Origin of the sequence: Rhizobium sp. CF122 (assembly GCF_000282035.1) — a bacterium.
GTDB lineage: Bacteria > Pseudomonadota > Alphaproteobacteria > Rhizobiales > Rhizobiaceae > Rhizobium.
This window is the reverse complement of sequence record NZ_AKKA01000011.1, coordinates 20,535-41,076: the sequence shown is the minus strand read 5'-3', so window position 1 is coordinate 41,076 and position 20,542 is coordinate 20,535. Positions and strand designations below refer to the sequence as shown.

Here is a 20,542-nt window from a genome sequence, read left to right as displayed (position 1 = left end):
GCGAGGACGTTAAACTGAAACGGCCGCCCCGACCTCTCGTTGCGACCGCCTCTTTAATTCCCTTTTAGGCGAAGAGATCGTTGGTCTTCGTCGCCAAGCGCGCGTAGATCGATGTGATTCGATGCAATGTCGTGTAGCATGCCTTGCTTTTCCCCATCAGCTGGGGGCTGCTGTTTGCGATCTCTGTATAGGCTTGAGCGGCAGCCTCGATAATCTCTTCATCATTGAATGCGATTGGAATCCGGGCAGCCCACTTACCTTTCGCATCAGGCGTTACGAATGCGGAATGAGCAGCAAGTATCGGAAAAACGATCCCGTCAGGAACCGAAACCACATTGCCGGCCTTGTCGCGCTCAATGGACCGAAGACGTGTACCTTTGAATCGCGGATGGCTTTTCCACTTTTCGTAGAGCTGCCACGCAGGCCCAGCCAAATCGAGGAAGCAATCGGAAACATCCTCTAACGCATTATCGTCAACCATCTTCTGAAAGAGTTTGAGGCATCGTGTTTTCTGGCTGTACGAAAATGCCTTATTCGTCATCTCGGTCTGATCACCTGCACCGCTAATCTTTTTCAGGATCTCAGGAGGCATCAGAGCGAAAGTTACCTGAATGAGTTTTTCCGTATCAAGGAATCCATCATCCTCACCCGTAACTAAGTCGGTCTCGCGTTTGCGGAGGTTGACGTCAGGAAAGAAGTTACGGACAGCCTGTTCCAGATCTTCGAGCTGTCCCTTTCTTCCTGCAATCGAAATCGCGCGAACGTCGTTTTGAAAATTGCGTGCGATCGAGATCTCGGCCACGAGCTCGGCATCTCTTGTAATGATGATTTCATAGCGGATGCTCGGCTCGAATTCCGGGTCGCTATTGTTCTTTGCGAAATACCGCTTCAACTCGCCTTGAGTCTGCGATCCGTTGATGATGCTGGGGCTTTCAAGGGTAATTGACTTCGCCTTGTCGTCCACGACAGCACTCTTCGCCACAATGACCATTCCGCCATTCAGAATACTGAAAATGTCAGGGGTATCCGTCAGAGTCTTGCGGATAGCTTGATGGACAAGGGTCGGAGAGCGCCGCTGCTTTCCCTGAACGTCGACCAGATATTCACGGACGTTCTCGTTATCTTCAAGCTCAAGAACGGATGACGCAGGCGCGTGGCCTGCATAGACCTTGCGTTCTGAGTTGTCATCTTCTGGGGAGCTAATATTGCGGCAAGTATGGTATGGGAACGTGAAAGCGTTCTGCGCATTAGCAGTCATTTTATTCTCCAGTTTCCGTCGATCGCGAATTTGAAGGCGCATCCACCAGGATGACCACCGCGATTCAACAACTTAAGCGTGACGTAAAAACGGTAACCCGTCAACGGGCTCAAGCGCGAGATACGGCAAGATGGCAACGACGGTTGGTCCGGTCGAGGTGACACTGGATGACAATGAAGAGTAGATTGAGTGGTCCGCGCCCCGTCCTGAACGGCGGTAGTTTCTAAAAAAAACCAACAAAACCGGGACAGGCGCATTCAGTTTGCTTGCTCCTGTTCGGCTTTTCTTCAGCGAGACGGTCCGCAATCGGGCCCGATTGAACAATGGACCCGATACATCAACGCCACCTCTGGTTTAGATATATTTACAAGTTCTCCCCAAGTCGGCTAACAGATCGTGCGGCTTGGAGGAGAATATGATGAACGTTACGATTAAGAGTCTGTCGGGCCCGTGGGACAGAGGCTATGCACTCGATAAGCATAAGATTAAGAGCACCTTTGCAGGCTATAATGAATATGGCTACAAGACCTTTAATACAGTTCGAACAGAGGCGGGAGAAGCTGTTTTCCGGCTCAAATATAGAAGCGATTGGACGCAAGCGGGACTTCTTGCGGCAGCTGTCTACGAGCACATTGTACCGCATTTCCCTCAACTCGGGCTGGTCATCCCAATGCCGGCATCTCAGGCGCGCCCAAGGCAGCCTGTTGATGCGGTTGCGGAGGAGCTAGCAAAGTTGATGAAAGTCAATTCCTTCTCTGGCATCATCGTCAAGGCGCCCTCAACAACTGGAAAAAAGCTAAAAGACCTCGGAACGAAACATGAAAAAGCCGCAGAACTCGCAGGAAGGTTCTCGATCAAAGACGTGATATCAGGTCAGGGAAAATGGAATGCGTTGCTAGTTGATGACCTGTTCGACAGTGGCGCGTCGATGGAAGCCGCGACAAACGCTTTGAAGACGTACAGTAAAATTAATGGCGTCTACGTTGCCGCACTAACGTGGAAATGAGAGATGGAATCAGTTTTTATCGCGGGTTCGATCACAATAAAGCACCTGCCATCGCTTTTCATTGAGAAACTCGACAGTCTGATCGCGGCGAACCTCGCCGTCGTGATTGGGGACGCAAACGGCGTTGATCGGGCGGTGCAAAGCATACTGGACGAACGTGGAGCGAAGAACGTCACCGTCTTCTGCTCCGGCAAGGTTCCACGTAACAATGTCGGAAACTGGCCGGTGAGGGAAATTCACACCACCGCCGAACCAGGCACAAAGGCCTTTTTTACCGCCAAGGACATCGCTATGGCGGAGACAGCGGAGCTGGGTCTCATGCTGTGGGATGCGAAAAGCACTGGCACTCTAAGCAACGTGATTGAATTGACCCGCCGAGGAAAAAAATCAGTGGTCTTTGTCAATAAAAAAGATGCTTTCACGATCGTAAGAGGGGCCCAGGATCTGCAGAACCTCGTCGGGATCATGTCTGACGGAGCCCGAGATCAAGCCGAGAAAAAGATCAGCCTGACTGCCACCGTCAGAAAGCTCACACAACAGCAGGCGGGGTTTTCGTTCTAGCCATTTCGGTGGAAAATAGCGGGCTTGACAGAGAGTCTCGCACCAGAACATTCTAGGAACACTTTGTTCTTTAGCTAACGGCGATAAACAACTTTGCATTGAGCATTAGCTGAATGTTTGCAATTTCTCTGTAGGTGTCTCCCCCATGCCCAATGGAATTCATGTACTTGTGGGAGATGGTTTCGTGGAGCCCGACAGCGACATTAAGATTAAAATAGACTTTATTGAGGACGGTTCTTCGGCGCGGGTATTCGAGATCGCCGCCGAGCTTATCCGAGCTTTCGAAGATCTTGATAGCGTCCTCATTACGTCTGTTGACTCTTCGATGGCAACAAGCTTGGTGCTCGAAGACGTACAGAAATCAAGTCTAAAGATTTTCCTGCGAAACCTCCTCAAACAGGCGGACGACGACGCCCTTAAAACATTGGATTGGAAGCCTCTGGTTGGCCAGTATCTCGTGAAAGCCAAGTACATTGCCCTCAAATGGCTGGACGAGGACGTGGCAGATGGCCAGCCGGCCGGCATCGAGGATCTAACTGATCACATTCGTCAGTTGGCATCAGAAACAGACGTCCGACACCTTCCGGACTACCCGTCAATAAATCCGTCGCGCCTAGCCCAAAGCCTGGATGAGATCCAGCGGGTAAAGACAAAATTCAAAGAAGGTGAGGCGCTCACGATCACGCTCGATAGTACTGATTATCAAGTCAATCTCAAGCGCACTTGGCTGCCTTCCGAACATCTTCAAGATGTTGAAACCGATCGCGAACTTTCGAATATCGTCGATATGGTGCTCGTGATCCGAAAGCCTGACCTATTGGGAAAGAGCCAATGGCAATTCAAGCACGGTAAGCGGGCCTTTAGTGCTCCAATCACGGACCGGGAATGGCTCGACGAGTTCGATAGAGGAAACCATCCGTTAAGCCCCCATGACGCGTTACGAGTTCGCGTCAAACATACCGCGAAGTATGACGAAAAAGGAAATTTGAGCGAACAGACCGAAGAAATAGTCAAAGTATTGGAAGTTATTAAGCACCAAGATCCACCGACGTTGATCTAGCGACGACAGGCGGATGCCGCAGCTACGATCCGGAACGATAGCGCCCCACGCCGAAGTACGGCAACTCAGCGAAAACATGGGGTTGCAGCATTGTGAGGCATAAGCGCGCTCGTCCAAGTTCTTCTGCTTTTTTTCTACCTTGTCTCACTGACGAGCGAAAAATACGACATTTTACGAATATCTTCAGGCTTTGTGATCGGCCATCTTTGTTTCGCGTCAAGGTCAAGCAGCGTTCGATAGCCGTGGCGCAGGATCAGCAGATCCTTGGGCCAAGGCTGCGTGGAAACAGCCTTGGCCCAGATCACTACTGTTCCGCGATTTCGTAAACGGCGGCATTGTCCTGCGCTTCACGCAGCCCTTTGTACGAGGCGTGGCGCAATTTCCCGTCATGCGTCCAGGAGCGATACTCGATCTCTGCGATGAGTGTCGGTTGAACCCAAACGAGGTTCTTACGCCGCCCTTCGTACTTGACCGGCGGCGTCTTTCGCTTCAGCCGATCGAGCGTCTTCCGCAGGTACTCTGCCCTGCGCTCATTAAAGCCAGTTCCGACCGATCCGACGTAGATCCAGTCGCTCCCCTTGCGCGCGGCAAGCAACAAGCTACCGATCCCGGATCGGGCCACCATGGAATGCTCGTAGCCGACGATCATGAAACTGTCGCTCTGGACGCACTTGACCTTCACCCAATCACCGAGACGGCCGGAGCGGTAGGTACTGTCCTTGTTCTTGGCGATGATGCCTTCGAGACCGTGCACGCACGCTGCGGCGAAAATCTCACGGCCATCGCCGTCGACCTCCTCTGACAGACGGATGGCCCCTTCCTCATTTCGCAGCAGCGACTCCAGGAAGAACCGGCGAGCGGAGAGTTCCATGTTCCTGATGTCGTGACCGTCGAAGTACAGGAGATCGAAGGCGAACATGATGGCGTTGCCGGCTGGTAGTTTGCCGCCGCGGCCACCGAGGGAGTTCTGCAGACGCCCGAAATCCGGCCTGCCCTCCTCGTCGAGCACGACGGCCTCGCCGTCAAGGATGGCCGTGCCGACGCCAAGCCGCTTGGCAGCTTCCTCGATCCCGGGAAATCGATGCGTCCAATCATGGCCGCCGCGAGTAAGGATGCGGACGTTCCCGTGGTCGAGGTGGACCGCGATCCTGTATCCGTCCCACTTTACCTCGTACGTCCAATCCGGTCCAACGGGCGGGCGCGGTTTGAGCAATGCCAAGCATGGCTCAATACGATCTGGCATCGGGTCGAAAGGAAGTCGCGGTTGCGACGGGTCACGCGGTTTTCGCGGTCGACTGCGAAGCGGCTTGTCACTTGCAACAAGAGGCTTGGATCGCGGGGGCTTTGCCATCGGATAATTACAGCAGCAAAGCCTAAAAAGACAATTGCTTCCTTTGCTCAGGGTGCCATCTGACCTGTTTCCCACCACGTACCAGATCCGCCCGACGACCGCCTTAGTAGTTCTTCGCTGTTGTCGACCTGCACGACGGTAAATCTCCCGACCAGCCTTTTCGAAATCGCCTCCGCTATCTCACGACGGACGATCTGCCGCTGGTCCCAATCCTTGCTGGCCATCAGAAAGGCCCGCTCCGCCGACACCTCCAATAGGATTCGCTCCAGCTCGGCTATCAATTCGTCGGAGGTAACTGGACGGTCGCCATAGCGGAATGACAATGGAAACATATAGCGAGGTGCAATTCTCTCGGCCATAAAGCGACAGACATTAAGCTTTCGGCGTTTGCCAACGGACCAGCCGGCATAGTCTCGCAGCACTCCAGGACGCTCGCAGGCAAGTCCATCTGCGGTTAAATTGAAGATGGTTTGGGAAGGCGTATCAGACAGCATGGTTCATCCTCTGTTGAGGTTTTGATGCCCTGCTATTGGTGGAAGCGGCCGCCACGCCTGCGGATCAAATGGCGTTCTTTCCTGTCGACGTCAAGCATGGCGCCGGCGAAATTGCCATTAGCGCGTGACGACAGCCAGGACGATACGGCGGATGACATCGGAAAACGTGACGCCCAGAGCAACGCCACCGATACCGATCACCCCGAGTCCACCTATCCCCATCAGCTTCCAACGCTGCACCTCATCCGTAATCCGCCGCATCTCCGGAATGTCTTCCTGAACCGCCGCAATATTGCCCTCCACCTTGCCAACACGCTCCACAAGCTGGTCCATGCGCTGATGCATGGTTGCGCGGCTGTTGTCGGACTTGATTTCAGAGGCGCGGAAGGCATCGCGAAGATTGCGAACCTCTGCCAGCAACTCGCCAAGCTGCTGATGGGTTCGGGGATCGAATTCAACTGGCGTCACTGCATCCCCCATCATTTCCGGCAGGCCGGCTGCTGGTCGCAGGTTTCGTTGTGCGCAGCGACCTGTTCAGCAAACGGTCGGTCGTTGGCAATGATGAACTTCCGCGTTTCCGACGATGGCGTCAGGCGCTCGAAGCCGGCGCCGTCATTCGCAGGTGCCCGCGTCACGCACCCACTGACCACCAAGCCTATGACACAGATCTCCATCGCTAAGCCTGCCCACCGCTTCATTCGTCGCACCCCGTTGCTTGATCAGATCCATCGATCGCTGCAGGGCCGCAGCACGTTCCGCGACCCTCCCTTCTTCCTTGGCGGCCGGCAGCCACCACAACGCATTGATGACGATCAGCGCCGCGCCGGCGGCGACTGCGCCGCCGATCGCAGCCATCGGCAATTTCAGACTGTCAGGCAGCCACGCAAGCATAGCTCAACCCTCGACGGCCTGGCGGATGTCCTTCACCGCTGCAATGATCCAGTGGCGCAGCAGCAGCGCCAACAGGAAGGCGACCAGAGCAAAGACACCGATCACGAGGATGGCGCGCCAGTCCATGCCGCCGAGGAAGCTCAGACCGATGCCTGACCCGGTTCCCAATCCACCAAGCCAACCAAGCAGATTGAATTTCTTCTTCACCTGCGTCTCGACCGCCGCTGGCACCACAGGCTTGTCCGCGATAACGGGCGCCGAGACGAAGCCCTGCGCCGGCGTCGCGCCGGACAGAGCAAGCAATTCGGCATGCAGAGCAGCACGTGTCTTCGGCCCGACATCGCCGTCTGCGACCAAGCCCTTCGACGCCTGAAACTCACGGATCTGCGTCGGCTTCAGGCCGAGAACAACCAGCACCAGGCGCGCGAAGTGCTCGACACGATCGCCAAGCCCGTTCTTGCCGCCGTTGACCTTCGTGGTGATCGTCTCGATGTCGCCCTGGTCGGCATAGCGATTGAGGTTGCGGCTATCCCAATACCAGAGCGGCACCAGCCCTTCCCACGGGTCGGTATTGACGAGATCCGGATTGGCGACGAAGTCCGGAGGGTTGAAGCCCTTCTCATCACACCAGTCGTAGAACGCCTGATAGTTGGCCTTACCGGTAAGCTGCATACCGGTGCGGCCCATATACTTCTTGCCGTCACCATCGAGCGCCGGCGTGTTACCGAGGTCTGCCCGCGCGTCATAGCGGGCCTGCACCGGCGTCGGTCCCCAGATCTCGCGATCGTAGCGGAAATCGCCGCTTTCGTGCATCAGCTGCGCCAGGTACTGGACGACGCGGTGCACGCGATCCATGCCGAAGTCGTCACGATAGCGATCGAGCGACACCAGGACGGAATTCATATTGGCTTCGTTGACCGGCTTGAGAGCGGCCGCGCGAATGTGCTGAGCCGTAACGCGTACGTTCATTAGAAACTCTCCAGATTTTTCGCTTAAAGGTTGGCCCGCCTACTTCGATTGGCTGAAGCGCGATGTACGGCCGGTTGTGATTTCATGCGACCGACCGATGCGGTCAGTTTCTCTTGTAATGCGTCAGGAAGCTCGCCTCACCCCGGCGGGCTTCTTGCTTCAGGGCCAGTTTGCGGCGCCGGCCGCCGCTTCAGCCGCCGCCTCAGTAGTTGCCGCATCGATTGCAGCCTTGGTGCCCAAGCGCACCGCCTCGATCGCTCCGCCGATGATCTGCCATTGCAGAAAAGCGCCGTTGACGACAGCGGCAACGTCTCCGAGCGTCGGAGCGGTGATGCCAACTTCGGCTGAAAGCAATGGAAAGCCGGCAGGCTCCGGTGGCGTTCCGCCAGCCTCGACTACCGCGGTATACCGCTTCGCCTCCTCCGCCTTCTGCTGGTAGGTCATGGCCTGACCAGAGCCCCCAGTGATGTATTTTAGGCGTTCACTTTCCGCTGCGGCATCGACCGAGGCCTTGAGAGAAGCCTTGATCGCAGAAAGGTCCGGCTCCGGAAAAGCGGGGATCACGTTCTCGCGCACACGCTCGTCATCAGGCGTACCTTCAGGCGCCGGCGCCATTTCCCATTCATCCCAGATGCGGCGCCGATGACGGTTTGCCATGTCGTCGGGAATGATCATTTCCGCGTCGTCGATAACAACCGCAATGAACCCGAATTGCGTGAACCCTAAAACTTCCATTGTCATAGCTCCGCGTCACTAGTACCGACAAAGTTCACACCGCCCGAACCAGTTGCAACGATGCTAACCCCGTAAGAAATGGCGAGTTGCGTGCTAGCTGCAATCACAAGAGTTGTGACGTTCGTGACACCGCTTAGATTGGACAACGCGTTTGTGGGACCTGCTCGCATTGGGACAGGTCTTACCAATTGTATATAAATCAAGTTTCCAGCCGTGTTGTATCCTTGAAGCTGTAGCAAGTTATAAACTTGATAGTACCGTTGGCAGAGTGCGTTTTCCTGCTGTGGGTGTCGTGGTGAGAACGGATCACTTTCACGGGTTGCATCTCCCTTAACGACGGAAACACGAGATATATTGATTGTCGTGGTCGGGTTCGTTTGCGTCGTGGTGCGAAAAAAGTAAAACTCAAGAAACGAATCAAGGTTCGTCCCTATTGTCTTTCCGTTGATACTCGGGATAGCAAATGTCAGACTGAACCGCTGTTTCACTGTAGTCAAAGCAACGGTTTGTGCGGCAATGCCGACTGATGCGCTAGGCGACCCACCCGTACCAAAAAACTGATTGAGTGCAACCGAAAGATCGGTGGCCGCTGCGGCGCTTGCGTCAAACGTAACCGTTATCGTAGTGTTTGCGAGAGTTCTAACATCTTCAATTCGTTGAATTAAGAATGACGCGGCCGACCCGACTGTCCCACGTACCCACGTGAGGGTGTAAGTGCTGTCTTCATTTTGCGCGGGGGTGTTTGTCACGCGACTGATGGTGTTAGCGGAACCGGTTCCGCCGCTGAGAAACCAGCGATCAAATGTGTAAGCGTTTGCCGCATATGACGCCGCCCCTCGTTGGTTGAAGAAAAAATCACCATTGATCAGCTTGTTGCGAAAACCGCTTAGGATGTCGACCTGAAGCACTCCGCGTGCTTGTTCCGGTGTCAGGTTTTCAGGAGCACCCGAACCCGCCGTGATACGACCTTTTATCGTCGCGTTCGCCATATTCGCAAGCAAGGCGTTTCCGATAGAACCGTTCGCGGCTTTCTTGATCAGTTTGCCCGTCGTTGTATCGAACGCAACGATATCGCCGTCGGCAACACCACCGGTCGGACCGACAACGTCACCCGTGCCGGTTCCGTCCGTTCCCTTGATGGACGTGAGCTGCCAGTAAGCATTCGCGGTCGTTGGCAGCGTAGGCGGAGCATTGCCGGTGGTTGCCTGTAGGGCCACGAAGGATGAGCCGTTATAGAGAACCGCGTCGTTCCTGGCATAGGCTGTTGCGGCACTGTAGGTGCCGCGCGGGTTTGCATAGCCAGCTGGTCCCATAGGACCGACTGGCCCCGCGCCGTACGCGAACGGCCCAGCCCAATCGCCGGACGTTGCCGACGCCTTCACATAGAGCTGCGGCTGCGTCACGCCGATGATGACGAGGTAGGAAAACCCCTTGGCGCGATCGTTGTAGGATGCGCGCCCGGCCAGATCGCCAGAAGCATCGAACTTGAAGATGGTCCCAGCAGCCAGTTCAGCGATCAGCTCTGCCAGCGTATTGGCGTTGGTCGTAAGCTGCTGAAGATATGCCGTGTCGCGGACAAGCACGTAGTCGTAAGTCCCCGTTGCACCGGCCCACTCTATCAAAGCCGTGATCTGCGTGTTGCTATCAACAGTTTCGATCAGCAGGAGGTTTCCCTCCGCTTGCGCCGAAATAAAACCGCCGGCGATCAACGCCGTCGCCCAGGCCGTCCCGATACCAGTCACCACGGCGGAGCCGTTCGTCAGGGTGATTTGCCCTGTCGTGTAAGCAGTCGTCATGTTTTTGAAGTCCCCTAAGCTGGGATGCCGAGAATGTAGTAACGGATGCCGACGATCGGTGTCGGGTCGCTTTCAGTGACGAGGTTGGATTGCGAGCTGCCGCCAGACAGGTACTTGCGGGTCGGCAATCCCCTGAAGGTGTAGAAGCGCGCCTCGCCAGCCGTCAGCCGGCAATAGGTCGAGCCGCCGCCGGTGTAATACTGCTTGCCGGTTTCAGTCGGATCGACGTAGCCGTACAGGGTAAATGGCGGCCTGACACGGGCCGACAGATTGCCGCCAAAGCCGCCGAGGTTAACCCCTGCCCCTCCACCATGGACCGTCACGTACTTCACGAACGGAAACAGCCCCGTGTTGTCGATCGGCACCGACCATTCGCGCGCACCGTCAGCCTGCGCAGTGACGTTGATGTAGCCCTCGGCGATGATCTGCACCATCGGCCAGCGACTATCGACCATGACATCCGCGAGACGCGGTGGGTTTGACGCCCCAGGACGGAGGAACTGCACCACGTCGCGAGTGCCATCGTTGAACTCGCGCCACACGTCGTTACCGCCGCCGACTGGCGAAGAGTCGTCTTGTGCATAGACGATGAAGCGAGCCCGCGCCGCCCCATAGGGGTTAGAGAGGACCAGGTTGGCGCCGCTGAAATAGTAGTCAGCCCCGTACTCCGTTTCTGAGGAAAGCGGATTCGTCGGGTAGTAGACTGTCGAGCCCTGATAGACGATCACGTCCGCGAACAGGTTGCCGACAGCGCCAGCCATGAGGTCGCCAAGTGGATAAACCGTCGTGCCCGAGGGCAGCGCAATGTCGTCGGCGGCAATGACTTTGGTGGTGCGAGCCGAACTATCGAAATAGAGCTGCGAAGGCGTTGCCGTGCGAGCGTCGTAGCCGGGTTTCGAGGCGCGGCAAAAGTCGCTGGTAATCTGTACCTGAACTTGCCCGGCGACAGGAGCCAACGGCGGATTGGCAATCGCCACGTTGTTGCCGGGAAGGTTCCAGACGACAACCTCCTTGCACGACTGGCCAAACAGCGAGGTATCGAAGAGCGAGGCCAACCCCTGCGACATGCTGAAATTCGTGGAGAACCCCGTGCTCGTGAAGTCGCTCATCCAACCAACTTCCATATAAGCCGGTGTGGTCCAATAGGCGGAGCGATTGTTGAAACCGATAAACGCTCGTGTCACGCGCGCGGCATAGTAGAGGGTGTTGGCCTGATCCTTCTGTTTCACCTCGTACAGCGGCACGCTGTATTCCAGACTGGTGAAGAACGACGACCGATAGAACAGCTGCCCGTTGTTGCCAACAAAGGAGCGATGGTATTTCGCGAAGTTGCCGATGTTGCTGCCGGCCGGCGTGAACACCTCTGTAGCCCCAAGATACGGCTGCACATCCCGACCCGATGGCCGCATCGTCTGGTATTTGCTGTTGTAAAGGAACTTGTAGCGCTGGCTGTCCGGCGTATTGACCGGATCATACGACGCGTCCTTCATGATCTTGACGCAGCCGGCGTCCTCATAATCGACGCCTACATGCCAGCTGATTGCCATTAGCCGCTCCTCACTGTAATCCCGGTGGAGTTCATTCGGACCTTGCCGCCTCCGAGGCTGATATCTGCTGCCGTGATCGACCCGATGTTGGCGACCTGAAGCTTGAGGGCGCCGCTTTCGAATACGAGAGGCAGAGCGTTCACGGCACCGTTGGTGACAATGAACTGATCGGCAAGAACGGCGAACCGGCTCTTGAGCACGCCGGCGTCGGTGTAGATTTCAAGGAAGAAACCGGAATCCTTGTATGCGTCACCGAGCGTCGCCCGAAGCTGCACGGAGAAGCGCGCCGTTACCCCTGCAGGTGCTGCCACCGCAGTGAAGCGGACTCGCCCCTGCGCAAATCGATCATCGATCTCGGCTTCTACGTCGGTGATCTGCTCGGCCATCGCCTGCAGCTCGTCGGCAACGACAACAACCTGCTCATCGAAGGCAGCCCGGTTATTGCCGACCTCGATCGCCAACCGCCGACGCGCCGTTTCGGAGGCAGCCGTCCCGACCTGAAAGCTCGTCAACAGTTGCTCGAGGAGTGGTCGGGTATCATCGAGACCAGCTTGAAGCTCGGAAAATCTGTCGAGCACGTCTTTCTGAAGGTTGGAAAGACTCACCTCAAGATCATTGTTGCCGCCATCAAGCGATTTGAACGTCAGCCAGTTCGTCCAGTTGGTGGCACGGTTGGCGTTGATCTTGTAGCGGAACTCATAGTCCGTCAGGCTGACGATGCCTTCTTGGATGAAGGCAATGGTCTCGTCTGCTCTCGCCTGCCGTGAGAACACGTTGGCAGGCTCCGTTTTGATCCGCCACTGGAATGTGATGCCGGTAACGGTTACGTCCTCGATCGGCGCCCACGAAATGCGGAACGCCGCATAGGATCGGCCATCGGCGCCGACAGCCAAGACAGGTATGACAGCATAGTCCTGCAGCTCGTTTAGATAGACCGGCTCCCCGTTCGGAATCGGTATCGTCGGCGGGATCACGCCGACGCTGTCATAGATGCCACCGTCACGCTCCTGCAGCGACAGCGAGACATTGCGAGGGCCATCACTTGTGAGGGCTTTGATAGCACGCGCCTGCACCATGTAGACGCGGTCGCCATAGCGTGCCGAGTTCCACCGGACCCAGTCGCCAGCCTTGATCGTCTGGAAGCGTGGCCGCAGGACGATGTCAGCCGTCGCCTCGTAACGGTTCTCGTTGAAGTAGATCGAGGCCAACTGGTTGGCTTGTCGCTTTGATCGAACCTGCGGGAAGTCGAGCGACACGTCACGCGTACGCCGATCGAGCGCCACGTAAGAGGCGTTCGTCTGCGTATCATAGCCAGCCGGCGACCACATGTTCGACGGCTCCGGATAGGTGCCGGAAACAGCATTGACGAGATCCGCCATTGATCGACGACGCTGGAAGCGGACCGCTTCGCCCCGCACTAGGTCTGCATCCGTGAAGGTCTCGACGATCGGCTGATCGGTCCCGATCAACGGCCAGGAGCCGTCGACGTCGTCGATGACGATTCCGCCGCAGGACGTCATGACGGCCTCGATGTTATCACCATGTGGCACGTCGCAATCGAACAGGACGGAGCAGCGATAGCGCCTTTCACCCCCGGCATCCTCGTCGCAGATATTCATGGCCGCGACATAGCGATCGAACGGCAGATCGGACGCTGCCATCCCCATGCCGCAAAACATATCGTCGTTGACGGAGAAACCGCGCCGGTAGTTGTACTCCTGCACGATCGGGTTTTCGGAGAACTCGTAGGTCGAGTAGTTGTCCCAGCGATGACCGCCGACGCCGCCGACGGTGGAATCCTTGCGTATGTCGTAGAGACGAGCACCGCGGAACTCGAAGAAGAAATCCGGAAACTGGCCTAGCTTCTCCTGGTCGTAGGTAAGCTCCGCCTTGATCCAGCAAATGCCGGTTCCGATGTGATCGGCAGTCCAGCGCCCGGTCGGATTGGAATTGGCAATCAAGGCAGCATCTGCCGCCGTCTGGATGCCAGTGTAGAATGTGAAGCGGATCAGTCCGGCATAGTCGCCGGCCGTCACGCTGTAGACCGTCTGGGTAGGATCAGAGGAGATGACGCCAAGCGACAGCAGCGAGCCGCCTGCCCAGATGCGCGACAGGCCGTCGCAGGGAAAATCGGACAGTACGTAGACCTGCTCAAGATACTTGTTCGAGCTGCCGTATGTATTCACGTAGCAGTCATGCCCGGCGATGCCGACAAGGCCGCACGCGACCTTGCGGCTGACGTTCTCGCCGTACTCGCGCTCGAACTCGACGCCACCGACCTGCTTCTGGTTTTTCTTCGCCTGGCGCTGCTGGATCTTGCCAACTATGAGATTGAGACCGATCCCGATGATGGCTTTGCCGATGATGCCGAGCGAGCCGAAAAAGCCACCGAGGGCAGCACCGATAGGGGCAAGAAAAGGCATCAGGTCACCTTGAATGCATAGGTCACGGCCGCAGCCGGAAGGAACTCGACGGCCTCGACGCCGCGCGTCATGAAACCGATGGATGTGAAGAGGCCGCCGGAGAGCACGCCATCGCGATCTATGACGCCGATATCGCCGCGCTGCGCCATCGCTGGCGGGATCTCCTCGAACTTGGCAGCGAAGGCATCGCGGACTGTCTCGAAGCCGTGTTGGCGTAGCCTCTTGGCAGCACCAGCCTCGGTCGTGTAGCCGAGCGCCTTTGGATACATCCGTTCGCCGGTCACCGCCTCGACACCGTCGTCGGGGATAAGGTAGCAGTCCGATACACCGTATTCTGACGGCAACGCCTGATGCTTCGCCACAATCAGGTTGAGGCGCTTCTCCCAGCCGGGAATTCTGGTCATGTGAATTACCTGCTAGGGGATATCGACTCTCGGTTGCGGGAATGATTATCTCGCGTCGCAACCAAAGGAACGAATAATGGAACGGACCATCATACCAGAAGGCGGAATGACGCCGACAAACCTCGCGGCTGCGCTAGCCGCCATGCAGCATTCCCTGCGGACGACCATTGAGGCTATTCCCCAAATCGACAGCAGCCAGCAAGATTGGCTAGATCAACTGGAGGCTAATCTAATCCGAGAAGCCAAGGGGACGGTTGCCGATGGGATCGCTATTGGCGAGGAGGCGGCCGCTATCAGGTTCGGCATCGAGGTCTTGCAAGCCACGCTTGATGCTTGCCGTACAACTCTCGGCCTCGCCAGTGATCAAACTTAATACGTCGGGTGAGATGGATACCAGCGATTTACCTTGGCGAAATGTCATAGTTTTCTTCATTTTCGTATCCTCATAATCCTCTGAAACCTATCGCACGAGCTGCACCAGCAGCAGCGCTCTTGGCAGCGTTCAGGGTGGAGCCTGTCGCCTTGCCCCAGGCGATATCGACACGGCCGGCTGTCGCGGCATGCTCGAAAAATCGGTCGCCCGCATCCCGGCGCTGCTGATCCGCCACGGTGCGCTTGCGACCGTTCTGCCTGCTGTAGTCTAGCTGTCGGCCTTCGCAGCGTGCCGTGAGATAATACCCACGGGTGTCATCGATATTGTGCTCGACCACATCGAGGTAGCCGCGAGCGACTGACTCGACTTGGATCAGCGCTCCCGTGTCGGGATGGAAGTGAGCGTCATAAACGACCACCGGCCGATCGCGATAATCCTCGCTCTCGATTTCAGTGAGGATCTCAGGAGTGAGGCCGAACTCCTTGCTCTCGGCGAGAGTGAGCGTGAAGCCGCCATCCGCAGCCGTGCCTGTGCCGCCTCCGATATCCGAGACCTCAATGAGGCCGAATGGCTGATAGGTGACGCCGGCCCAGATCAATGGCTCTCGACGAGCAATGAACCCATAAATGCCAGAGCCGAGCTGCACACGGACCATCTGGCGAGTCGAGATGCGGCCAGCGTCGTATAGCGCTTTGACTTCTGTCGAGAGCGTCACTGGCTTTCCCTAAGCTGAAACGAGACTGAGTAGAAGCGACCGGAGCGCGGCGCCTGAAAGCTTCCCGGTACCGGTCGCATAACGAGACCCGGCTTGGCGAAGCGCACGACAGCGCCGGACTGCGCAACCGCATCGAACGGAGGAGGCTCGACGGCAACTGTCCGGGAAACTCCGGAGCCAGTCACTTCCGTGACACGACCGACGAAGTATTTGCTAGACCGTTCCAGTCCGATCCGGTCTCCGACAGCGAGATCGAGGCTGGCGTCCACACCATTGATTGAGAGGACGTTGCCGTCAGTGACGCTCACAAGGTTCCCGGCGTCATCGGCCGGAACCTGGTCCTCTCCGTGCGCCGCCGGATAGCAAACGAAAGGGTGCCGAAATAGCACAGAGCGCAAGCCTTCGCGTAGCGATAGCCACCACGCTTCCACGACAGCGTATTGGCTGTAGACCAGTGGTCGCGTCGTAAGGTTCGCCACCCACGCAGGATCTTCTACCTGTGTGTAGTTGATGAGGCGCGAGCCTGAAGCAGAGGCTTTGACAGGACTATCGAGGATGAAATCAGCTGTGACGAAGTCGACGTCTGGCAACTCCCGAGGAAAGGTGATTGCCATTAGATCATCCGCCTCTTCTGCGCATCTTTCACGGTACTGACTACGGTCCCCGGAATCTCAGAGCGCAGTTTTGCAAGCTGACGCTCCACACGAGCGAGGCCGTCAGCGTCTGCTCCTCTGGCATCAATCGCGATGGAGACAGGAGCGCTTACGCTACTCCCGGTCGACACCCCTTTCGGGGTGATCTTCTCACCACGCTCAAGAATTGCAGGAACCTCGTTAGGCCGCAGCCCGGCAATCCCGCCGTTGTGGTAGCGCTTTGCGCCCTTGAAAACGGATGGCGATACTGCACGGCCGTGACCGTATCCATCTTGGCCAGCGACGCCGCCGTCGTGAAGAATGCCTGGAATAATCGCACCTCCAAAGATTCCACCCTTGCCTGCAGCTCCGCCGATAGCACCTCCGCTGAAAATGGCATCGAAAGCCGAACTGGTCAGCCGATCAGCGATGCGACCGAGCGCGTTCGTGAAGATATCAGCGGCGCTCTTGCCATCCCGAAGATCATAGACAATGCCTTCCAGCACATCGCGGCTAATATCCTGAAGCTCGCGCATAGCTTCCTTATTAGCCTCGATCGCATCGCGCTCGGCAAAGGAGGCCTCGACGAGCTCAGAGATCTTGGCCTTCTGTTCGTCTGTAGCTGCTGCGCCAGCGCGACGTAGAGCATTCGCCTCGGCACGCTCCGCCGACGTCTTACCGATCAGGCTTTGCTCGAATTCGAGTTGCTCGATCAGTTCGACAACCGCTTCCTTTTCCCGCTTCGCTTTCTCCGCCGCCTCGTCACGGGTCTTTCTACCCGATGAACGATTAGAACCTGGTAGGCCCTCAAGCTCGATCAGCGGTCGGCTTTCTGGCCTTGGCCCATCTTCAGGAAGGCTGAAACTCTCGCCCTGAATAGGACCGTCAGCGCTTCGATCAACGCCTGCATATGCGCCCTGCGACGGGAAGAGCGCGGTCGTCGCAGCTCCCGTTTGGGCGTTCACCTTTTGGACGCTGTCCGCCGCCTGAAGTGCTGCCGCAGATAGTTTGTTGAACATTTCACGGAAGGAATCGACTGCGGGAATGCCGCTGCTGTTGATAGCCGCAGAAAGAGCATCCTGAACACGTTGGACGTCCTCTACCGTGAGCGACCCATCCTTCGCGGCTTTTGTAAACTCGTTGAATGCGTCCTGCAGGCCAAGGATTACATCAGCCTCCTCCCCAGCGCTTTGCAACTGACCGACTAGGTCGGCAACCGCGACGCCAGCGTTCGCTATCGATGCGCGCGTGCCCTCCAACGTATTCTCGTTCAGGATTTGCGCGCCAGCCTGCAACTCGCCGATCTTCTGCGCGCGCTCCAGCTCGCTGGCATACTCGCGAAGCGCGGGGACGGCATCGCCCCATTCCTTAGCGACCTGTTGGATCAGCTGAGCTTGCTTCTGAAGCGTCTCTTCTGACTTCCCTCCGTCCGAAAGCAGGGATGTAAAGTATTGGACGGCCTCACCTCCAAGCGCAATAATGGCAATCGTTGCCAAAGACACCGGGTTCAGCAGCGAAGTGAACGCGCCCGCCACCCCTGCAACGGCGCCGCGCAGACCTGTACCGGCCCCCAACGCTTGCGTGATCTGCGATCCTTGCTGAAGGGCGATGAGGAACGGTGACTGACCACCCGATAGCTGAACGCCGATGTCGTTCAACTGCGCGGCGAGGTTCCCCGTCTGTACCGTGGAGGAGCGCATTGCATTCTGGTATCGCTTCGCGCCCTGCTCAGCCGTTGTGAACGCGCGATTGCTATTGGCCGCGACCTTGCCGAAGGCGTCTCCGGAGGCTTTATCGATACCCTTGAAGGCATCCTCGATGGCTTTGGTATTGGCCTGCGTCTGCCCAACCAGAGATTTCAGCTGTCGCTGGATTTGACGGGTATCGGCACTTATGCTCAAAACCAACTGTTCGTTGTCAGTAGCCAAGAGGGGCGTCCTTTGAGTGCATGGTTAAAAGGGCTAATTGCGGGCACATGTTTCGTCGTCATGGCAGCGGCAGGCGTGGTCACCTATTTCCAATTTTTCCCGCACCAAGCGGCGGAAGTAACCGCCACACCTAAGCAAATCGCACGTTGTGAAAAGCAGGTCGCAGACGCCATGCTCTATCCTTTGGACCAGGACCCACCTGAAGGTGTCGGGCGAGGCTTCGCAATCGGACTAATAGGCTGTGAAGATTACGGCCTTTTCCCACCTTCATCGAAGGCGTTCCTATCGCGGTCTAAGCTAGCACCGTACCTCGAAGCCTACCGTGAGAACCGAGATGTTTGGCGAAAGCAGTAGGATGTTTAGCTAGACAGCCACTCCCAAAGATCGTCCTTTTCAACTTCCGTAAGTTTCTTGTCGACTTCCGGATCGGTCGCCTCAATGTGGCCGTCCAGAGCGGCCAAATATTCGAAGATAGACAGGCCCATCACCTCATGCGGCGACAGGCCCATGGCTATTCCGTTTCCGATGACGGCGGCAAACCGTATCTTTCCGTTCGGGAGCGGCTCTTCCGCTTTGCCGGGTTTGCCGCCTCCGATTTTTTTCCGACTTCTTCCTCCGTGCTGCCGATGACGCCAGCCCCGAGAACCTTCTGCGCAACGACGAGGTTCTCCAGCGGCGGCCTTCCCTCGACTTCGCTCTCAACAAGCTCGAGCGCGTCCATCTGGGACAGACCACCCCCAATAAGCCCCCACTTGATGACTTCCGCGATGTCCTGCAGGTGCCAGCGTCCAGAAACGAGGCGATCGAGGACAACGTAGGGGCCCGCATCACAGGCCTCCTGGATCTTCATCAATTCCCGCCACGTCAGCTTGAAGAAGGTGCGCCGGCCATTGAACGGTACCTCGCTCGAACCGTCCCTGCTCATTACGGGGTGACCGGCGTAACAGTGCGAACCATTTCGCCATCGCTCTGCATCGAGACGTTCAGCGTAGCGCGGCCCGCGTTGGCTGCACCGGCTTCAACGCTTTCCAAATGCATGGCGCCGGTCCAAGTGATCGTCTTAGCCGGGAACTCCCATTCGACTTTGACCGGTATTGCATCGATGCTGTCGAAGGCATCGAGCCATGTCTCAACGCTCTCGGCTGCGAGCACGCCCTCACCCGAGATTGTCATTGAGAGCGATGTGGCGTCACGGCCAAGCCAGTCGACTTTGTCAGGATCGTTGCAATCTGGGACGTTGACCTCGTTCAGACCCTTATTGAGCGTGATCGACCGCTGCGTGAAACCGCAGGGCGCCGCGTAGACGATCGGGGTTGCGTCATTACCGATGAGGACGCGGAACTTCCCGCCCTTGATGGTCGTAGCCTTGGCCATTTGAAGTCTCCTGATGGCGGTTTAAGGTTGTTCCGCAAATGCCTCGAAGGTCATTACGGCATGCGAAGTCAGTCCGTCCGGATCTCGCAGGAACCGGGTTTGGCGATGACGGAAGTAAACGAGGACGTTCTGAGGTAGGACTAACTCTGGCGACTTCAGCGCTCTCCGTATTTCGTCGCTGATCTGCTTGGCCTGCGGAAACCCTGTGGCTCGCGACCAAACGTCGACATCGAGCGAGATCTCGAACCCGTCGACGCAATCGACGTCATCGGATGTCTCGTCGCCCTCTCCGACAGTAACGTAAGGCCAAGCAGCACCGGTTTTACTGATCCGCTCGCTCTCTGGCGGGACAGCATCATAGACCCGTGCCCCGACAAGATCAGCCAAGGCAGCCGCCGTCCTCAGGCGCGCCACGATGGCGCCCTGCAATTCGAGAGATGGAGAGGTCATGCTAACCTTTGACCCTTTTCACGGCCTTACGAACCGCGGCCGCCATCTTGCGGCGGATCTTCGGACGCTCTTGCCGGTAGGTTGGGAATATGTGCGGCCGCTTCGCCATATTGACGGTACCGAACTCAAGGAAGCGCCAGATATAGTCTGCGAAGACACCGGTCGCATTCGGATCTTTGGTCTCATTATTGAGGCCATTTCCGACAGCACGCTCCCCAGGCCGATTTGAGAGCTTATCCGCCTGGATGCTCTGTCTGTATGAGCCTGTTTCGCTGGGAGCGCGAGGCTTGATCTTGGCCGCAAGAGCTTGAGCGCCTTCCATCTGCGCTGCTGCTAGCTCTTTCTCAGCCTCAGGGACGATGCCGTTGAGCAGGCTCATCGTCTTTTCACGGCTGAGGAATTTTGCCTTCGTCTTCATCGGGGTTCCCAATCTGCTGCGTAACTGTTGATCGCCTTGGGAGCATCTCTTCCGCTTTGCCTGCGGCGATCGCTTGATCAGCGCAGGCGCGTTTCACAGTAACCTCCATTCCAGCAATGTAAGCGACTGTGACTCGCTTCGTCGGCTTGAAGTCGAA

23 protein-coding genes are annotated in these 20,542 nt (G+C 57.1%); 4 read left to right on the top strand and 19 right to left on the bottom strand.

All coding sequences use genetic code 11. The features are described from left to right. Nucleotides 1-64 precede the first annotated feature (64 nt). The gene (locus PMI09_RS29670; protein ID WP_007788856.1) at nucleotides 65-1,258 is read right to left on the bottom strand and encodes an AIPR family protein; all 1,194 of its coding nucleotides are present in this window, start codon (nucleotides 1,256-1,258) and stop codon (nucleotides 65-67) included. A 418-nt stretch (nucleotides 1,259-1,676) separates the two neighbouring features. Between PMI09_RS29670 and PMI09_RS03280 the strand changes: the two genes are divergently transcribed. The 3 genes from PMI09_RS03280 (at nucleotide 1,677) to PMI09_RS03270 (ending at nucleotide 3,885) form a co-directional block, all read left to right on the top strand. Further along, nucleotides 1,677-2,264, top strand: a complete 588-nt coding sequence (locus tag PMI09_RS03280) for a ComF family protein (RefSeq protein WP_037081793.1) — start codon at nucleotides 1,677-1,679, stop codon at nucleotides 2,262-2,264. A 3-nt stretch (nucleotides 2,265-2,267) separates the two neighbouring features. Beyond that, a complete protein-coding gene (locus PMI09_RS03275; RefSeq protein WP_007788852.1) occupies nucleotides 2,268-2,825 on the top strand; it encodes a hypothetical protein in 558 nt (185 codons plus the stop codon). Between the two features lie 184 nt (nucleotides 2,826-3,009). Continuing rightward, a complete protein-coding gene (locus tag PMI09_RS03270) occupies nucleotides 3,010-3,885 on the top strand; it encodes a hypothetical protein (RefSeq protein WP_052026501.1) in 876 nt (291 codons plus the stop codon). Between the two features lie 304 nt (nucleotides 3,886-4,189). On the opposite strand, the gene ligD is transcribed toward PMI09_RS03270, so the two are convergent. From ligD to PMI09_RS03220, 10 genes are all read right to left on the bottom strand, one after another. Further along, nucleotides 4,190-5,236 (bottom strand): non-homologous end-joining DNA ligase, encoded by a 1,047-nt coding sequence (gene ligD / locus PMI09_RS03265; RefSeq protein WP_037081769.1) that lies wholly within the window; start codon nucleotides 5,234-5,236, stop codon nucleotides 4,190-4,192. 47 nt (nucleotides 5,237-5,283) lie between these two features. Beyond that, nucleotides 5,284-5,730: a hypothetical protein gene (locus tag PMI09_RS03260; RefSeq protein ID WP_007788845.1), complete on the bottom strand. Its 447-nt coding sequence runs from the start codon at nucleotides 5,728-5,730 to the stop codon at nucleotides 5,284-5,286. 117 nt (nucleotides 5,731-5,847) lie between these two features. After that, nucleotides 5,848-6,213: a DUF1515 family protein gene (locus PMI09_RS03255; RefSeq protein WP_007788843.1), complete on the bottom strand. Its 366-nt coding sequence runs from the start codon at nucleotides 6,211-6,213 to the stop codon at nucleotides 5,848-5,850. Between the two features lie 129 nt (nucleotides 6,214-6,342). Next, complete coding sequence (locus tag PMI09_RS03250; protein ID WP_007788839.1) at nucleotides 6,343-6,621, bottom strand: hypothetical protein; 279 nt, start codon at nucleotides 6,619-6,621, stop codon at nucleotides 6,343-6,345. A 3-nt stretch (nucleotides 6,622-6,624) separates the two neighbouring features. Then, on the bottom strand, nucleotides 6,625-7,590 hold the full coding sequence (locus tag PMI09_RS03245; RefSeq protein ID WP_007788837.1) for a glycoside hydrolase family 19 protein: 966 nt from the start codon (nucleotides 7,588-7,590) through the stop codon (nucleotides 6,625-6,627). A 159-nt stretch (nucleotides 7,591-7,749) separates the two neighbouring features. Then, the gene (locus PMI09_RS03240; RefSeq protein WP_007788834.1) at nucleotides 7,750-8,325 is read right to left on the bottom strand and encodes a hypothetical protein; all 576 of its coding nucleotides are present in this window, start codon (nucleotides 8,323-8,325) and stop codon (nucleotides 7,750-7,752) included. Nucleotides 8,326-8,327: 2 nt separating this feature from the next. Continuing rightward, the gene (locus PMI09_RS29665; protein WP_007788832.1) at nucleotides 8,328-10,121 is read right to left on the bottom strand and encodes a putative carbohydrate binding protein; all 1,794 of its coding nucleotides are present in this window, start codon (nucleotides 10,119-10,121) and stop codon (nucleotides 8,328-8,330) included. A 14-nt stretch (nucleotides 10,122-10,135) separates the two neighbouring features. Next, complete coding sequence (locus PMI09_RS03230) at nucleotides 10,136-11,668, bottom strand: hypothetical protein (RefSeq protein WP_007788830.1); 1,533 nt, start codon at nucleotides 11,666-11,668, stop codon at nucleotides 10,136-10,138. After that, entirely contained in the window at nucleotides 11,668-14,091 is a 2,424-nt protein-coding gene (locus PMI09_RS03225; protein WP_007788829.1) for a phage tail protein, read from the bottom strand. Before PMI09_RS03225 ends, PMI09_RS03230 begins: the two co-directional genes overlap by 1 nt. After that, the gene (locus PMI09_RS03220) at nucleotides 14,091-14,495 is read right to left on the bottom strand and encodes a DUF6950 family protein (RefSeq protein WP_007788826.1); all 405 of its coding nucleotides are present in this window, start codon (nucleotides 14,493-14,495) and stop codon (nucleotides 14,091-14,093) included. Before PMI09_RS03220 ends, PMI09_RS03225 begins: the two co-directional genes overlap by 1 nt. Before the next feature lie 76 nt (nucleotides 14,496-14,571). On the opposite strand from PMI09_RS03220, the gene PMI09_RS03215 reads away from it, so the two are divergent. Next, complete coding sequence (locus PMI09_RS03215; RefSeq protein WP_007788823.1) at nucleotides 14,572-14,868, top strand: hypothetical protein; 297 nt, start codon at nucleotides 14,572-14,574, stop codon at nucleotides 14,866-14,868. A 70-nt stretch (nucleotides 14,869-14,938) separates the two neighbouring features. Here the strand turns inward: PMI09_RS03215 and PMI09_RS03210 are convergent, their stop codons facing one another. The 8 genes from PMI09_RS03210 to PMI09_RS03180 form a co-directional block, all read right to left on the bottom strand. Continuing rightward, the gene (locus PMI09_RS03210) at nucleotides 14,939-15,583 is read right to left on the bottom strand and encodes a hypothetical protein (RefSeq protein WP_007788821.1); all 645 of its coding nucleotides are present in this window, start codon (nucleotides 15,581-15,583) and stop codon (nucleotides 14,939-14,941) included. Beyond that, nucleotides 15,580-16,197 carry a hypothetical protein gene (locus tag PMI09_RS03205; protein WP_007788819.1) on the bottom strand — a complete coding sequence of 206 codons (618 nt, stop codon included), beginning with the start codon at nucleotides 16,195-16,197 and terminating at the stop codon, nucleotides 15,580-15,582. Before PMI09_RS03205 ends, PMI09_RS03210 begins: the two co-directional genes overlap by 4 nt. Further along, nucleotides 16,197-18,143 (bottom strand): phage tail length tape measure family protein, encoded by a 1,947-nt coding sequence (locus PMI09_RS03200; protein WP_007788818.1) that lies wholly within the window; start codon nucleotides 18,141-18,143, stop codon nucleotides 16,197-16,199. Before PMI09_RS03200 ends, PMI09_RS03205 begins: the two co-directional genes overlap by 1 nt. 359 nt (nucleotides 18,144-18,502) lie before the next feature. After that, nucleotides 18,503-18,652 carry a hypothetical protein gene (locus PMI09_RS31185; RefSeq protein WP_007788816.1) on the bottom strand — a complete coding sequence of 50 codons (150 nt, stop codon included), beginning with the start codon at nucleotides 18,650-18,652 and terminating at the stop codon, nucleotides 18,503-18,505. 2 nt (nucleotides 18,653-18,654) lie between these two features. Beyond that, nucleotides 18,655-19,068, bottom strand: coding sequence for a gene transfer agent family protein (locus PMI09_RS03195; protein ID WP_007788814.1), 414 nt, complete (start codon nucleotides 19,066-19,068; stop codon nucleotides 18,655-18,657). Continuing rightward, nucleotides 19,068-19,517, bottom strand: coding sequence for a phage tail tube protein (locus PMI09_RS03190; RefSeq protein WP_007788813.1), 450 nt, complete (start codon nucleotides 19,515-19,517; stop codon nucleotides 19,068-19,070). Before PMI09_RS03190 ends, PMI09_RS03195 begins: the two co-directional genes overlap by 1 nt. A gap of 21 nt (nucleotides 19,518-19,538) precedes the next feature. Continuing rightward, the gene (locus PMI09_RS03185) at nucleotides 19,539-19,967 is read right to left on the bottom strand and encodes a DUF3168 domain-containing protein (protein ID WP_007788812.1); all 429 of its coding nucleotides are present in this window, start codon (nucleotides 19,965-19,967) and stop codon (nucleotides 19,539-19,541) included. Between the two features lies 1 nt (nucleotide 19,968). Continuing rightward, nucleotides 19,969-20,385, bottom strand: coding sequence for an HK97-gp10 family putative phage morphogenesis protein (locus PMI09_RS03180; RefSeq protein ID WP_007788811.1), 417 nt, complete (start codon nucleotides 20,383-20,385; stop codon nucleotides 19,969-19,971). Nucleotides 20,386-20,542: the final 157 nt, after the last annotated feature.